The 14,970-nt window shown below is 70.7% G+C and carries 11 protein-coding genes; 3 read left to right on the top strand and 8 right to left on the bottom strand.

The window, feature by feature from the left end; translation table 11 throughout:
• Window positions 1–106: 106 nt before the first annotated feature.
• Window positions 107–1,246, bottom strand: a complete 1,140-nt coding sequence (gene dnaJ, locus ACYUD3_RS24410; RefSeq protein WP_470973439.1) for a molecular chaperone DnaJ — start codon at window positions 1,244–1,246, stop codon at window positions 107–109.
• Window positions 1,247–2,263, bottom strand: a complete 1,017-nt coding sequence (hrcA, locus tag ACYUD3_RS24405; protein WP_470973436.1) for a heat-inducible transcriptional repressor HrcA — start codon at window positions 2,261–2,263, stop codon at window positions 1,247–1,249.
• A 119-nt stretch (window positions 2,264–2,382) separates the two neighbouring features.
• On the opposite strand from hrcA, the gene ACYUD3_RS24400 reads away from it, so the two are divergent.
• Window positions 2,383–3,117 (top strand): MBL fold metallo-hydrolase, encoded by a 735-nt coding sequence (locus tag ACYUD3_RS24400; RefSeq protein ID WP_470973434.1) that lies wholly within the window; start codon window positions 2,383–2,385, stop codon window positions 3,115–3,117.
• Window positions 3,118–3,127: 10 nt separating this feature from the next.
• A complete protein-coding gene (locus tag ACYUD3_RS24395) occupies window positions 3,128–3,943 on the top strand; it encodes a DUF3097 domain-containing protein (protein ID WP_470973432.1) in 816 nt (271 codons plus the stop codon).
• On the opposite strand, the gene ACYUD3_RS24390 is transcribed toward ACYUD3_RS24395, so the two are convergent.
• The 5 genes from ACYUD3_RS24390 to lepA all read right to left on the bottom strand — a co-directional run bounded on the left by ACYUD3_RS24390 (window position 3,921) and on the right by lepA (window position 12,113).
• A complete protein-coding gene (locus ACYUD3_RS24390) occupies window positions 3,921–4,511 on the bottom strand; it encodes a Uma2 family endonuclease (RefSeq protein ID WP_470973429.1) in 591 nt (196 codons plus the stop codon). The genes ACYUD3_RS24395 and ACYUD3_RS24390 overlap by 23 nt on opposite strands.
• A gap of 102 nt (window positions 4,512–4,613) precedes the next feature.
• Window positions 4,614–5,846 carry a radical SAM family heme chaperone HemW gene (gene hemW, locus ACYUD3_RS24385; RefSeq protein WP_470973426.1) on the bottom strand — a complete coding sequence of 411 codons (1,233 nt, stop codon included), beginning with the start codon at window positions 5,844–5,846 and terminating at the stop codon, window positions 4,614–4,616.
• Window positions 5,847–5,912: 66 nt separating this feature from the next.
• Window positions 5,913–7,844, bottom strand: coding sequence for a SpoIIE family protein phosphatase (locus ACYUD3_RS24380; RefSeq protein WP_470973423.1), 1,932 nt, complete (start codon window positions 7,842–7,844; stop codon window positions 5,913–5,915).
• A gap of 248 nt (window positions 7,845–8,092) precedes the next feature.
• Window positions 8,093–9,967: an AMP-dependent synthetase/ligase gene (locus ACYUD3_RS24375; RefSeq protein WP_470973420.1), complete on the bottom strand. Its 1,875-nt coding sequence runs from the start codon at window positions 9,965–9,967 to the stop codon at window positions 8,093–8,095.
• A 277-nt stretch (window positions 9,968–10,244) separates the two neighbouring features.
• Window positions 10,245–12,113: a translation elongation factor 4 gene (lepA, locus tag ACYUD3_RS24370; RefSeq protein ID WP_470973417.1), complete on the bottom strand. Its 1,869-nt coding sequence runs from the start codon at window positions 12,111–12,113 to the stop codon at window positions 10,245–10,247.
• A 674-nt stretch (window positions 12,114–12,787) separates the two neighbouring features.
• Between lepA and rpsT the strand changes: the two genes are divergently transcribed.
• The gene (gene rpsT / locus ACYUD3_RS24365; protein ID WP_470973414.1) at window positions 12,788–13,054 is read left to right on the top strand and encodes a 30S ribosomal protein S20; all 267 of its coding nucleotides are present in this window, start codon (window positions 12,788–12,790) and stop codon (window positions 13,052–13,054) included.
• 880 nt (window positions 13,055–13,934) lie between these two features.
• Here rpsT and holA read toward each other — a convergent pair.
• Window positions 13,935–14,924: a DNA polymerase III subunit delta gene (holA, locus tag ACYUD3_RS24360; RefSeq protein ID WP_470973411.1), complete on the bottom strand. Its 990-nt coding sequence runs from the start codon at window positions 14,922–14,924 to the stop codon at window positions 13,935–13,937.
• Window positions 14,925–14,970 lie beyond the last annotated feature (46 nt).

Genomic DNA, 14,970 nt, shown 5'->3' with positions numbered 1-14,970 from the left:
GTCCTTCAGCCGCGAGAACAGCCCCTGCTGCCCCGGCTGACTGTGCCTTCCCGGGGGACGACCCCCGGACCCCCAGCAGTGGCTCAGCTCCCGCCGACTCGCATCCTCACGTACGCCCGTTGAACGCATCCTTCAGCCGCGAGAACAGCCCCTGCTGCCCCGGCTGGAACTGCCCCTGGGGCCGTTCCTCGCCGCGCAGCTTCGACAACTCCCGCAGCAGGCGCTCCTGTTCGGGGTCGAGCTTGGTCGGGGTCTGGACCTCGACGTGGACGATGAGATCGCCCCGCCCGCCGCCGCGCAGATGCGTGACACCCCGGGCGTGCAGCGGGATGGACTGGCCGGACTGGGTGCCGGGCCGGATGTCCACCTCCTCCAGGCCGTCCAGCGTCTCCAGCGGCACCTTCGTGCCGAGCGCCGCCGCCGTCATCGGGAGGGTGACCGTGCAGTGCAGGTCGTCGCCCCGGCGCTGGAACATCGCGTGCGGCAGCTCGTGGATCTCGACGTAGAGGTCACCGGCGGGACCGCCGCCGGGCCCGACCTCGCCCTCGCCGGCCAGCTGGATACGGGTGCCGTTGTCGACGCCCGCCGGGATCTTGACGGTCAGCGTCCGCCGCGAGCGGATGCGGCCGTCGCCGGCGCACTCGGGACACGGGGTCGGGACGACCGTACCGAAGCCCTGGCACTGCGGGCAGGGCCGGGACGTCATGACCTGGCCGAGGAACGAGCGCGTGACCTGGGAGACCTCGCCGCGCCCCCGGCACATGTCACAGGTCTGCGCGGTGGTGCCCGGAGCCGCGCCCTCGCCGTTGCAGGTGTTGCAGACGACGGCGGTGTCGACCTGGATGTCCTTGGTGGTGCCGAAGGCCGCCTCGTCGAGGGTGACCTCCAGGCGGATCATCGCGTCCTGGCCGCGCCGGGTGCGCGAGCGGGGCCCGCGCTGGGACGCGGTGCCGAAGAACGCGTCCATGATGTCCGAGAAGTTCCCGAACCCGCCGGCGCCGAAGCCGCCCGCGCCCGCGCCGCCGCTCGCCGAGAGCGGGTCGCCGCCGAGGTCGTAGACCTGCTTCTTCTGCGGGTCCGACAGCACCTCGTAAGCGGCGTTGATCTCCTTGAACCGCTCCTGGGTCTTCGGGTCCGGGTTGACGTCCGGGTGCAGCTCGCGCGCGAGCCTGCGGAACGCCTTCTTGATCTCATCCTGGGACGCGTCGCGGCGCACGCCGAGCACGGCGTAGTAGTCCGTGGCCACTTACGACTCCGCCAGGATCTGTCCGACGTACCTCGCCACTGCGCGTACCGCTCCCATCGTTCCCGGGTAGTCCATGCGGGTCGGTCCGACCACGCCGAGCTTGGCGACTGCCTCGCCGCCCGAACCGTAGCCGACCGACACGACGGACGTGGAGTTGAGTCCCTCGTAGGCGTTCTCGTGCCCGATACGCACGGTCACGCCCGGATCTCCGGCCTCGCCCAGCAGCTTGAGGAGCACGACCTGCTCCTCGAGGGCTTCCAGGACGGGCCGGATGGTGAGGGGAAAGTCATGTCCGAAGCGGGTCAGATTGGCGGTTCCGCCGATCATCAGCCGCTCCTCGTTCTCCTCGACGAGCGTCTCCAGGAGAGTGGAGAGCACCGTCGAGACCGTACCCCGGTCCTCGCGCTCGAAAGCCTCCGGGAGGTCCTCGACGAGCAGGGGCACATCGGTGAAGCGGCGGCCCGCGACCCGGCTGTTGAGCCGGGCGCGCAGATCCGCCAGCGAGGACTCCCCGAACGGCGCCGGGCAGTCGACCATCCGCTGCTCGACCCGTCCCGTGTCCGTGATCAGCACGAGCATCAGCCGCGCGGGCGCGAGCGCCAGCAGCTCGACGTGCCGGACGGTGGAGCGGGTGAGGGAGGGGTACTGGACGACGGCGACCTGCCGGGTGAGCTGCGCGAGCAGCCGTACGGTCCGCGCGACGACGTCGTCGAGGTCGACCGCCCCGTCCAGGAAGTGGTGGATGGCGCGCCGTTCGGGGCCGGTCATCGGTTTGACCCCGGCGAGCTTGTCGACGAACAGCCGGTAGCCCTTGTCGGTGGGGATGCGCCCCGCACTCGTGTGCGGCTGCGCGATGAACCCCTCGTCCTCCAGGACCGCCATGTCGTTACGGACGGTGGCCGGCGAGACGCCGAGGTTGTGCCGCTCGGTGAGCGCCTTCGACCCCACCGGCTCCTCGGTCCCGACATAGTCCTGGACGATCGCGCGCAGCACCTGAAGCCTGCGTTCACTCAGCACCGCGCCCACCTCCAGAAGTCGACCCCGACGGCACCTGGCACTCTTCACATACGAGTGCCAGTGTACGGCGGCCAGGCGGTACCGAGGCAAGGACGGCCGCTGACGGTTAGCGTCGCGGTATGACGGTGACTTGGGAAGAGCTGGGCTGGGAACGGCTCGCGGGCGGGGTCGGGCGGGTGCGGCTGCCCGGGTGGGACTGTACGGCGGGCCTGGTGATCGGCGCGGGCGGGGTTCTCTTGATCGACGCGGGGTCGAGTCTCGCGGAGGGCGCGCGGCTGCGGCGTGATGCAGAACACCTCGCCGAACGCAATGTGACCCATCTCGCGCTGACCCACCCCCACTTCGACCACGTCTTCGGCGCGGCGGCCTTCCCGGACGCGGAGATCTGGGCGGCGGGGCGGAGCCTCGGGGAGCCGGAGGAACTGCGGGCGGACGCGGTGCGCAATGGGCTGCCGCCGGAGGAGGCTGAGGCGGCGGCGGGGGTGCTGGCGGGGGTGGCTCGGGTGATCACGGCGGAGGGGGAGCTGGAGCTGGGCTCCTCCGAGCAGGTCCGGCTGGTCAACTTGGGGCCCGCGCATGCCCCGTACGACATGGTGGTCCGCGCCGGCGGCGTCGTCTTCTGCGGCGATCTCGTCGAGGAGTCCGGGGAGCCGCAGGCCGGTCCGGACGCGGCGCCCGCCGCCTGGCCCGCCGCGCTGGACCGGCTGCTGGCGCTGGGCGGGGAGGACGCGCTGTACGTGCCCGGCCACGGCGCGGTGGTCGACGCGGATTTCGTCCGCCGCCAACGGGACGCGCTGGCCCGCCGGTTCGGCGTGTCGGGGCGGCTCGGCGGCGGGTGGGGGCCGGAGCACTAAGGTCACTCAGATGCGCCAGTACTCCCCCGACTTCACGCCCCCCTGGAAGAAGCCGAAGCAGCTCCCCGAGGTGCCCGCCGACCCCGGTCTGGTGATCGAGGAGCCGCGTACGGGCTTCTGCGGCGCGGTGATCCGCTGCGAGGCCGGCACGGTCACCCTTGAGGACCGCTTCGGCAAGCACCGCGTGTTCCCGCTGGAGCCCGGGGCGTTCCTCCTGGAGGGCCAGGTCGTGACGCTCGTCCGCCCGGCAACCGCCGCCCCGTCCCGCCCCGCCCGCACCGCCTCCGGCTCGATCGCCGTCCCCGAGGCACGTGCCCGCGTGGCGCGTGCCGGGCGGATCTATGTCGAGGGGCGGCACGACGCGGAGCTGGTGGAGAAGGTCTGGGGGGACGATCTGCGGATCGAGGGGGTGGTGGTGGAGTACCTGGAGGGGGTGGACGATCTCCCGGGCATCGTGGCCGAATTCGCACCGGGTCCGGACGCCCGGCTCGGTGTCCTGGTGGACCACTTGCTGCCGGGGACGAAGGAGTGGCGGATCGCCCAGCAGGTGACCAGCGAGCACGCGTTGGTCGTGGGCCACCCGTACATCGACATCTGGGAGGCGGTGAAGCCGGCGTCGCTGGGGATCGAGGGGTGGCCGAGGGTGCCGAGGGGGGAGGACTGGAAGACGGGGGTGTGCCGGGCGCTGGGGTGGCCTTCGGAGAACACCGGGGCGGTATGGTCGGCGATCCTGAAGAGGGTCAGCTCCTACAAGGACCTGGAACCGGAACTCCTGGGCAGGGTGGAGGAGTTGATCGACTTCGTCACGGGTAGCGGTGGGGCCTGACCTTCTCGTACGTCTCGAATTCGCTGGTGTCCAGTTCGAGGCCGAGGGGTTCAAGAGGCGTAAGGTCGCCGAACTTGGTGAGCCGCTGCCGCCGGTAATCCGCGTCCTCCCCATGCCCCACAGGCTCCGTGAGCAGTACGCACTGAGCCATGATCGGGTCGATGATGAAGTAGGCAGGGATCTTTGCCGCCGCGTAGATCGATCGCTTGACGCCGTAGTCGCGTTCCACGCTCGTCTTGGAGACAACCTCCACGAGCATGGTGATGACCTCGGACGGCATCAGCCTTCCGCGTGCTGGGCCGAGTCCTCGTTCAATCACCACAAGGTCAGGCTGCGGTTGGCTGCTCTCCTCAAGGATGACGATGTCGGTGTTGTGGATGCGCCGCCAGCGTTTGCGGGGAATCTGGTCCTGGACCGCCTCCAAGATGTCGTTGTGGGCCACGTCCGGCCCCGCCATCATCACAATTACCTCCCGGAGGAGCTCCGCTTTGAAGCCTTCGGGAACCTCAAGGTCCTCGAAGATCTTCATCATGCGGCTGGTCATCGGTCGGTCGTCCACAGCGGTCATCTCCGTGACCCTCCATTTCCGCCGCGCCATCTGTCGGCGGAAGCCTATGAACCAGGTTAGGCGCCGAACCCCCGTTCCCCCCGCATTCACCCACCCGAGTGATCAGTCCACCAGATCCCTGACCACCGCGTCCGCCAACAGCCGCCCCCGCAACGTCAGTACGGCCCGCCCGGTGTCATAGGCCCCCCGTTCCAGCAGCCCCTCCGACAGCGCCCGGCCGGCCGCCGCCAGACCCTCCGTCCGCAGCAGGTCCAGCGGGACCCCCTCCCGCAGCCGCAGCTCCAGCAGGATGCGTTCGACCCGGCGGTCCTCCTGCGACAGCAGCTCACGGCCCGCCCCCGGAGAGCGGCCCTCCGACAGCGCCGCCGCGTACGCCCCGGGATGCTTCACGTTCCACCAGCGGACCCCGCCCACGTGGGAGTGGGCGCCGGGGCCCGCGCCCCACCAGTCCGCGCCGCGCCAGTACAGCTCGTTGTGCAGGCAGCGGCCCGCAGGAGAGGTCGCCCAGTTGGAGACCTCGTACCAGTCGTAGCCCGCCGCCCCCAGCACCTCCTCCGTGATGAGGTACCGGTCCGCGTGCACGTCGTCGTCCGTCATCGGGACCTCGCCCCGGCGGATCCGCCGGGCCAGCCGCGTGCCCTCCTCGACGATCAGGGCGTAGGCGCTGATGTGATCGGGGGCCGCGCCCAGGGCGGAGCCCAGCGTCGCCCGCCAGTCCTCGTCCGACTCCCCCGGCGTCCCGTAGATCAGGTCGAGGTTGATGTGCTCGAACCCCGCCGCCCGCGCCTCCGCCACGCAGGCCTCGGGACGGCCGGGCGTGTGGGTGCGGTCCAGGACCTTCAGGACGTGCTGCTTCGCGCTCTGCATCCCGAAGGAGATCCGGTTGAAGCCGCCCTCGCGCAGGACCGACAGATACTCGGGGTCCACGGACTCCGGGTTCGCCTCGGTCGTGATCTCGGCGTCCGGCGCGAGCCCGAACTCCTCGCGGATCGCGGCGAGCATCCGGACGAGGTCGGCGGCGGCGAGCAGGGTCGGCGTACCGCCCCCGACGAAGACCGTACGGACCTCGCGCGGGTCCCCCTTCAGCACCTTCCGCGCGAGCCGGACCTCCTCGACGAGAGTGTCGGCGTAGTTGTCGCGGGAGGCGAGGACCCCGCCCGTGCCGCGCAGCTCGGTCGCGGTGTAGGTGTTGAAGTCGCAGTAGCCGCAGCGGGTCGCGCAGTACGGGACGTGCAGGTAGAAGCCGAGGGGACGGCCGGCCGCCCCGGCGAGCGCGGAGTCCGGCAGCGCGCCGTCGTGCGGGACGGGCTCACCGTCGGGAAGTGCGGAAGGCATGTCTCCCATTGTCCGGCATCGCCGGATGCCCGCCGCTCCCCTCCTGAGCCCGTGCCCCAGCCACCCTCACTCCGCCTGCAACACCAGCAACGCCAGATCGTCCTCCGCCGGCCCCTCCCCGAACGCGTGCACCAGCCGCCGGATCTCCTCCGCCACGCTCTCCGCGTCCAGCCCCGCACACCCCGCGAGCGCCCGCGCGAGCCCGTCCTCGTCGTCGAACTGCCGTGTCCCGTCCCGCCGTTCGGTCACCCCGTCCGTCACGCAGAGCAGCGTGTCCCCGGGGTGCAGCCGGATCACCTCGCTCGTGTAGGTGGCGTCCTCGATCACCCCGAGGAGGGTCTGTGGGTGGGCGGTCGTGCGGACGCTCCCGTCGGGGCTCAGCAGGAGCGGCAGCGGGTGGCCGGCGGAGGCGAGGGTGCATCGGACGCCCCCGGCGTCGGGGGCCAGCTCGCCGTAGAGCAGGGAGAGGAAGCGGGTCTGGGGGCCGTCCGCCGGGCCCGAGGGACCCACGAACGCCCGTGCGGCGGCGTCGGCGGCCTCCGTCGCGTCGTCCAGGAGGAGCTGGTTGAGGCGGTCCAGGACGTCGGCCACCCCGTACCCCTCCCGTGCCAGCAGCCGCAGCCACGGCCGGGCGAGGCCGATGACGACCGCCGCTTCCGGGCCCTTGCCCTGGACGTCGCCGACGGCGAAGCACCAGCGGCCGTCGGCGGCGGGGAACAGGTCGTAGAAGTCGCCGCTGGGGCCGCCTTTCTCGCGCGGCTCGTAGACCAGCGCGCTGCGTACGCCGGGGATCTCGGCGACGGCGCCGGGCAGCAGGCCTTTCTGGAGGACGGCGCTGATGGTGGCCTGGCGGGCGTACTGGCGGGCGGCGCCGATGGCGAGGGCGACGCGGCGGGCGAGGTCCTCGACGAGGCCGGTCACCTCGTCGGGGAAGCGGACGAGTCCGGAGCGGCCGATGACGAGGGTGCCGAGCGGACGGCCGCCGACGACGAGGCGGTAGCCGAGGGCCGCGCCGTGCGGGCCGAGCGCGCGGGCCGGCCAGGGGTGGCCGTAGGGCTGGGTGCCGGCGGGGCCGTCGGGGTCCCGGCGCGGCGGCTCCTTCTCCAGTTCGCGGCGCAGCTCCTCCAGGTGCCCCTCGCTCTCGTGCCAGACCCGCGCGAGCCGCACCCCGCCCCCGCCGGGCCCGTCGCCCCACCCGCTGACCTCCTCCTCCAGCCATACGGCACACCAGTCCGCGACCCTCGGCACCAGCAGCTGTCCGGCGAGCGCGGCCACCAGATCCTCGTCGAGCTGCCCGGCGAGCAGGTCGGAGGCCTCGGCGAGGAAGGAGAGCGCGCCGTGGTTGAGGCGGTCGGGTTCGAGGGGTGCAGGGGCGAGGGCGGCGGCGAGGCCGAGGGCGGGGCGGGCCATGGGTACGGGGGACGTGCCGTCGGCGGGCAAGGGCTGGTCCGCGAACGCCAGCGGCCCCTCCGACACCGACACCCGCGCGCCCCACGCGATCCCGGCCCCCTCCCCGACCCGGGCCCACACGGTCTTGCCGTCGCGCCGGTAGGTGACCCCCCACTCCAGCGCCAGCGCCGTCACCAGCCGCAGCCCCCGCCCGGACTCCGGCGGCTCGTGCGCGGACTCGGGCTCGCCGTCGCGCAGCGCGCGGGAGGGGTGGCGGTCGCGGACCTCGACGACGATGTCGTAGGCGTCGCAGGCGGGCGCGGCCTGCTCCTCGGAAGGTTCCTCCAGGCGGCAGCTGATCTCGATGTCGGTGCCGGCGTGGACGACGGCGTTGGTGACCAGTTCGCTGACGACGACGGCCGCCTCCTCGCCGGTCCGGTCCGGGACGGGCAGGCCGAGCGCGGCCCACTCGGTGAGCGCGGCGGCGAGGAGGTCGCGGGCGGCGCCGGGGGCGAGCGGGCCCGGGGTGAGGGTGGTGGCGACCTGGGTGCGGCGGCCGGCGGACGCGGCGTGGGAGCGGGTCTCCCGCTGTGCCGGAATGGCCCCCATGGGCGGCTCCTCCTCCCCGGACCGTTGGACGACCCCGCAAGAGTGACAGACCGCCCCGACCCATAAGCAAGGAGTTACCGGAGAGATACGGCAAGAAGGACGAAAAAACTCACCGAGTGCTCGGATACGGTCGTTTCGGCGACCACATCCGAGCACTCAGGGCTCAACTTCTGCACAGGGCGCGCATTGGCGCACCGGAGCCGCGTGCACCTCAGGCCAACGCGCGCCCCCGGGTCCCCCCGCGCCCCCTACGCCTCGCGCGTCCCCGCGTACATCTCGTCGATGAGGTCCTTGTACTGCCGCTCGACGACGGGCCGCTTGACCTTGAGGCTGGGGGTGACCTCGCCGTGCTCGACGTCCAGGTCGCGCGGGAGCAGCCGGAACTTCTTGATGGTCTGCCAGCGCTGGAGCCCGGTGTTCAGCTCGTCGACATAGCCCTGGACGAGGGCGACGGTCGCGGGGGCGGCGACGACGTCGGCGTACGGCCTGCCCGCGAGGCCGTTGTCCGCCGCCCACTCCATGATGGACGGCTCGTCCAGGGCGATGAGGGCGGTGCAGAAGTTCCGGTCGGCGCCGTGCACGAGGATGTTGGAGACGTAGGGGCAGACGCCCTTGAACTGGCCCTCGACCTCGGCGGGCGCGATGTACTTGCCGCCGGAGGTCTTGATCAGGTCCTTCTTGCGGTCGGTGATGCGCAGATAGCCGTCGGGGGACAGCTCGCCGATGTCGCCGGTGTGGAACCAGCCGTCGGACTCCAGGACCTCGGCGGTCTTCTCGGGGAGCTTGTGGTAGCCCTGCATGATGCCGGGGCCGCGCAGCAGGATCTCGCCGTCGTCGGCGATGCGCACCTCCGTGCCGGGCAGCGGCTTGCCGACGGTGCCGGTGCGGTAGGCCTCGCCGGGGTTGACGAAGGACGCCGCCGAGGACTCGGTGAGCCCGTAGCCCTCCAGGACGTGGACGCCGGCGCCGGAGAAGAAGTAGCCGATCTCGGGGGCGAGCGCGGCCGAGCCGGAGACGGCGGCGCGCAGCCGGCCGCCGAACGCCTCGCGGATCTTGGCGAAGACCAGCGCGTCGGCGGCCTTGTGCCTGGCGGTGAGCCCGAAGGGGGCGCTGCGGCTGCCGGTGCGCATGAAGGTGTCCTGGGTGACCTTCGCGTACTCGCGGCCGACCTCGGAGGCCCACTGGAAGACCTTGTACTTGGCGGGCCCGCCCGCGCGCGCCTTGGCGGCGACCCCGTTGTAGACCTTCTCGAAGATCCGGGGCACGGCGGCCATGTAGGTGGGCCGTACGACCGGCAGATTCTCGATGATCTTGTCGACGCGGCCGTCGACGGCCGTGACGTGCCCGACCTCGATCTGCCCGGAGGTCAGCACCTTCCCGAAGACGTGGGCGAGCGGCAGCCACAGGTACTGGACGTCGTCCTTGCTGATCAGCCCGGTCGCGGCGATCGCCTTGGCCATGTACGACCAGGCGTCGTGCGCGAGCCGTACGCCCTTGGGGCGGCCGGTGGTGCCGGAGGTGTAGATCAGGGTGGCGAGCTGGTCCTTGGTGATCGCGGCGACGCGCTCCTTGATCAGCTCCGGCTCCTTCGCGAGCCGTTCGGCGCCGCGCCGCCGGAGCTCGTCGAGGGTGATGACCGACTCGGACGTCTCGACCCCTTCGGGATCGATGACGACGACGTACTTCAGCTCAGGCAGCTCACCCCGCCGCTCGACGGCCTTGGCGACCTGGGCCGCGTTCTCCGCGATCAGTACGCGGCTCCCGGAGTCGGAGAGGATGTACGCCGACTCGTCGGCGTTGGTCTGCGGGTAGATCGTGGTCGTCGCCGCTCCGGCGCACATGATGCCGAGGTCGGCCAGCACCCAGTCGAGCCGGGTCGCGGAGGCGAGCGCGACGCGCTGTTCGGGCTCGACGCCGAGTCCGATGAGACCGGCGGCGATGGCGTGCACCCGCTCGGCGGCCTGCGCCCAGGTCAGCGGCTTCCAGTCGTCGGGACCCTGCCCCGAGGCGGCCGGCACGGGGTACCGGTAGGCCTCCGCGTCGGGCGTGGCCGCCACCCGTTCCAGGAAGAGGCCTGCCACGGAGGGCGGACGGTTCTCGATCAGGGTCTGTGTGTCGCTCACGACATCCTCCGGGGCCCGCGACGGTGCGGCTGGCTGTTGGCTTCGTGGGTTCATGGGGGGGCGTGGGGGTGGGGCGGGAAGCTGTCTCGAAGCGGCTGTTTAACTCACGAGTAACCTCCGGCTGGAGATCAGACTAGAGCCCGAGTGCCGGGTACGTAAGGCCCCCCGGCGGGTGGCTTCCCACCGGAACTCCCCGCGACGCACACAGGGGCCCGCCGTACGGTCGTACGGCGGACCCCTGTTCGCCGGGTTTGCCGGGGAACGGCGTAACCGGCGGTTACTTCTTGCCCTTGGCCGATCCCGCGCTGTCATCGCTGCTGAGCACGGCGATGAACGCCTCCTGCGGAACCTCCACAGAGCCCACCATCTTCATCCGCTTCTTGCCTTCCTTCTGCTTCTCCAGCAGCTTCCGCTTCCGGGAGATGTCACCGCCGTAGCACTTGGCGAGGACGTCCTTGCGGATGGCGCGGATGGTCTCGCGGGCGATCACCCGGGAGCCGATGGCCGCCTGGATCGGCACCTCGAAGGCCTGCCGCGGGATCAGCTCCCGCAGCTTGGCGACGAGCCGCACCCCGTAGGCGTACGCGGCGTCCTTGTGCGTGATCGCCGAGAAGGCGTCCACCTTGTCGCCGTGCAGCAGGATGTCGACCTTGACGAGGCTGGAGGTCTGCTCGCCGGTGGGCTCGTAGTCCAGCGAGGCGTAGCCGCGGGTCTTGGACTTCAGCTGGTCGAAGAAGTCGAAGACGATCTCCGCGAGCGGCAGCGTGTAGCGGATCTCCACCCGGTCCTCGGACAGATAGTCCATCCCGAGCAGCGTCCCGCGCCGCGTCTGGCACAGCTCCATGATCGACCCGATGAACTCGGTCGGCGCGAGGACCGTGGCGCGTACGACGGGCTCGTACACCTCGTCGATCTTGCCCTCGGGGAACTCGCTCGGGTTGGTGACGACGTGTTCGGCGCCGTCCTCCATGACCACCCGGTAGACCACGTTCGGCGCGGTCGCGATGAGGTCGAGCCCGAACTCGCGCTCCAGCCGCTCGCGGATCACGTCGAGGTGCAGCAGCCCGAGGAAGCCGACGCGGAAGCCGAAGCCGAGGGCGGCGGAGGTCTCCGGCTCGTAGACGAGCGCGGCGTCGTTGAGCTGGAGCTTGTCCAGGGCCTCGCGCAGCTCCGGGTAGTCGGAGCCGTCAAGGGGATAGAGCCCGGAGAAGACCATGGGCTTGGGGTCTTTATAACCACCCAGCGCCTCGGTCGCGCCCTTGTGCTGGCTGGTGACGGTGTCGCCGACCTTGGACTGGCGGACGTCCTTCACGCCGGTGATGAGGTAACCGACCTCACCGACACCGAGACCGTCGGCGCCGAGCATCTCGGGCGAGTTGGTGCCGATCTCCAGCAGCTCGTGGGTCGCGCCGGTCGACATCATCTTGATCCGCTCACGCTTGTTGAGCTGACCGTCGATGACACGGACGTACGTCACGACGCCGCGGTAGGAGTCGTAGACCGAGTCGAAGATCATGGCGCGGGCCGGCGCGTCCTTCACGCCCACCGGGGCGGGGACGTCCCGGACGACGCGGTCGAGCAGGGCGTCGACGCCGACACCGGTCTTCGCGGAGACCCGGAGCACGTCGGAGGGGTCGCAGCCGACGAGGTTGGCGAGCTCCTCGGCGAACTTCTCCGGCTGGGCCGCCGGGAGGTCGATCTTGTTGAGCACCGGGATGATGGTGAGGTCGTTCTCCATCGCGAGGTAGAGGTTCGCGAGGGTCTGGGCCTCGATGCCCTGGGCGGCGTCGACGAGGAGGACGGTGCCCTCACAGGCGGCCAGCGACCGCGAGACCTCGTACGTGAAGTCCACGTGCCCGGGGGTGTCGATCATGTTGAGGATGTGCGTGTCGCTCTTGTCGTGGGTCGGCGCCCACGGCAGCCGCACAGCCTGCGACTTGATCGTGATTCCGCGCTCACGCTCGATGTCCATCCGGTCGAGGTACTGAGCACGCATCTGGCGCTGCTCGACCACGCCGGTCAGCTGGAGCATCCGGTCGGCGAGCGTGGACTTGCCGTGGTCGATGTGCGCGATGATGCAGAAATTGCGGATCAGAGCCGGGGCGGTACGGCTCGGCTCGGGCACATTCTTAGGGGTCGCGGGCACGCAGGGTCCTGTCTCTTGAGGCGCCTTATGCCTCGGGTCGGATCGATACGTAGCTTCTATGGTCCCATGGCGTGGGGGGCGGGGGGGTTGGCGGGCGGTGCGGGGGGTTGTCGGGTGGGGGGTGGGGGGGTTGGTGGGCTGGGGGTGCGGGGAGTTGTGGGGGCGGGGTCGTCGTCTCTTTGTGGGGGGGGGCGGGGTGCGGGGAGCTGTGAGGACGGGGGGGCGGGGAGTTTGCGGGGGCTGTGGGTTTGCGGGGGGGGGCTGGGGGTGCGGGGGTTTGCGGGGGCTGGGGGGTTTGCGGGGGCTGGGGGGTTTGCGAGGCTGGCCTGCTCCTTGTGGGGGGCGGGGCATGTCTTTGTGGGGATGGGGTCGGCGTACGGGGGCGGTTCTTGTTCCGGGCCGGCGTACGGGGGCGGCGCCCTGGCTGTCGCCCAGGCCGTCGTCCGGGTCGTCGCCCAAGCCGTCGCCCAAGCCGTCGCCCAAGCCGTCGTCCGGGCCGTCGTCCGGGCCGTCGTCCGGGTCCCGGAGGCCGGTTTGGGTGGGCCGGAAAGCCGCTGGTACTGTAGGGGGCTGTGTCTCTTGCCCTCTCAGCGCGAGACGCAACCCATAGAAATCACCTGGTGCAGGGGCCCTGTTTCTCCGGGCCCGGCGCCTGAACCTGCAAAGGCTCATTCGTGGCGAACATCAAGTCCCAGATCAAGCGCATCAAGACCAACGAGAAGGCGCGGCTGCGCAACAAGGCCGTCAAGTCCTCCCTGAAGACCGCGGTCCGCAAGGCTCGCGAGGCCGCTGCCGCGGGCGACACCGAGAAGGCCACCGAGCTCCAGCGCGCCGCCTCGCGCGCCCTCGACAAGGCCGTCTCCAAGGGCGTCATCCACAAGAACCAGGCCGCCAACAAGAAGTCGGCGCTTGCTTCGAAGGTCGAATCCCTCAAGGGCTGATCGCGCTACCTGATCGAACGCCCGCTGCCCTGAGATGTCGGGGCTGGAGGGCCTGAGATCTCAGGGTCGCAGGACCCCGAGTTCCGGGGCCCGACGGCCTTGCGGTTCAGGTCCGAGGGCGCAGCCGGAAGGACCCGAGCGGGCCCTCTCTCATCCGCTCCCGACCGGCCCCAGTATCAGCGCGCGGCCTGCGTTCGCCACGCGGGCGCTGATACGAACGCTTTGACTGGAGACCCCGTTTCCTTCCTGTTTCTGCGGGAGGGGGATGGGGTTTTTGGTGTGTGCGGGAGGGGTGGCGGGGCGGAAGCGTCCAGCCCAGGCCGGCAATCCCAGCCTCCGGGGCTTGGGAACGGGGCTTGGCCGATCTCGGCTTGTCTGACGCTTGAGGACGGGGCTCGGCCAATCTCGCCTGCCTGGCGCTTGAGGACGAGGCACGGCCAATCTCAGTTCGTCCGGCGCCTGGGACGGCGCTTGAGAACGGGGCCCGCCGAATCCCAGCCTGCCTGGCGCTTGAAGACGAGGCTCGACCAATCTCAGTTCGTCCGGCGCCTGGGACGGCGCTTGAGAACGGGGCCCGCCGAATCCCAGCCCGTCCGGCGTTGAGGACAAGGCTCGCCCATTCTCAACCCGTCCGGTGCTTGGGAACAGGACCCGCCCAACCCCAGCCCGTCCGGTACTTGAGGACGAAGCCCGCGCAAATCTCAGCCCGTCCGGCGATTGAGGACAAGGCCCGTTCAGGGCCGACGGGGTCTGGGGCGGAGCCCCAGGAGCCGCCCACCAAGGGCCAGGGCCGGGGTGGAAGGGGCGGAGCCCCTTCAGGATGGGACGGGTAGGGGCGGCGGGGGCGAACCCCCCTAGGCCCACCCTCTATGCCCACCCCCTACGCCCGCCCCCGAGCCCGAGCAGCCCGAGCCACAGCAACAACAGCCTTCTCCAACGCATACTCAGGATCATCCCCACCCCCCTTAACCCCCGCATCCGCCTCAGCAACCGCCCGCAACGCCACCGCCACCCCATCCGCAGTCCACCCCCGCATCTGCTGCCGCACCCGATCAATCTTCCAAGGCGGCATCCCCAACTCCCGAGCCAAATCCCCCGGCCGCCCCCCACGAGCCGACGACAACTTCCCAATAGCCCGCACCCCTTGAGCCAACGCACTGGTGATCAACACCGGCGCCACCCCGGTGGACAACGACCACCGCAACGCCTCCAACGCCTCAGCCGCCCGCCCCTCCACCGCCCGATCGGCGACGGTGAAACTGGAAGCCTCGGCCCGCCCGGTGTAATACCGCCCCACAACAGCCTCATCGATGGTCCCCTCGATATCCGAGACCAACTGAGACACAGCGGCAGCCAACTCCCGCAGATCACTCCCGATCGAATCGACCAACGCCTGACACGCCTCAGGAGTCGCCGACCTCCCCGTCCCCCGAAACTCCTGCCGCACGAACGCGAGCCGATCAGCGGGCTTGGTCATCTTGGGACAGGCAACCTCCCGAGCCCCCGCCTTCCGCGCAGCGTCGAGCAGAGCCTTCCCCTTGGCCCCCCCGGCGTGCAGCAGCACAAGCGTGATCTCCTCGGCAGGCGCCCCCAGATACGCCTTCACATCCTTGACGGTGTCCGCCGAAAGATCCTGCGCGTTCCGTACGACGACGACCTTCCGCTCGGAGAACAGCGAGGGACTGGTCAACTCGGCGAGCGTCCCCGGCTGCAACTGCTCGGGATTCAGATCCCGCACATCGGTATCGGAATCAGCGGCCCGAGCAGCAGCCACGACCTCCTGCACGGCCCGATCAAGCAGAAGCTCCTCCTGCCCCACACCAAGCGTCACAGGAGCGAGCAGATCATCACCAGCACTCTTCTTAGCCATCGCCCCAAGGATGACACGCCCCACTGACACAGCACCCGAGCCACCA

Source organism: Streptomyces sp. AMJ-169 (genome assembly GCF_055597585.1).
Note: the sequence above shows the minus strand (reverse complement) of the source record. Positions and strands in the feature narration are given on the sequence as shown.

What these genes read in the sequence shown, in the direction of transcription:
- ACYUD3_RS24400 (WP_470973434.1), top strand. Translation starts at nt 2,383, where the DNA reads ATGACGGTGACTTGGGAAGAGCTGGGCTGGGAACGGCTCGCGGGCGGG.
- hemW (WP_470973426.1), bottom strand. Translation starts at nt 5,846, where the DNA reads ATGCCTTCCGCACTTCCCGACGGTGAGCCCGTCCCGCACGACGGCGCG.
- holA (WP_470973411.1), bottom strand. Translation starts at nt 14,924, where the DNA reads ATGGCTAAGAAGAGTGCTGGTGATGATCTGCTCGCTCCTGTGACGCTT.
- ACYUD3_RS24380 (WP_470973423.1), bottom strand. Translation starts at nt 7,844, where the DNA reads ATGGGGGCCATTCCGGCACAGCGGGAGACCCGCTCCCACGCCGCGTCC.
- ACYUD3_RS24390 (WP_470973429.1), bottom strand. Translation starts at nt 4,511, where the DNA reads ATGACCGCTGTGGACGACCGACCGATGACCAGCCGCATGATGAAGATC.
- ACYUD3_RS24395 (WP_470973432.1), top strand. Translation starts at nt 3,128, where the DNA reads ATGCGCCAGTACTCCCCCGACTTCACGCCCCCCTGGAAGAAGCCGAAG.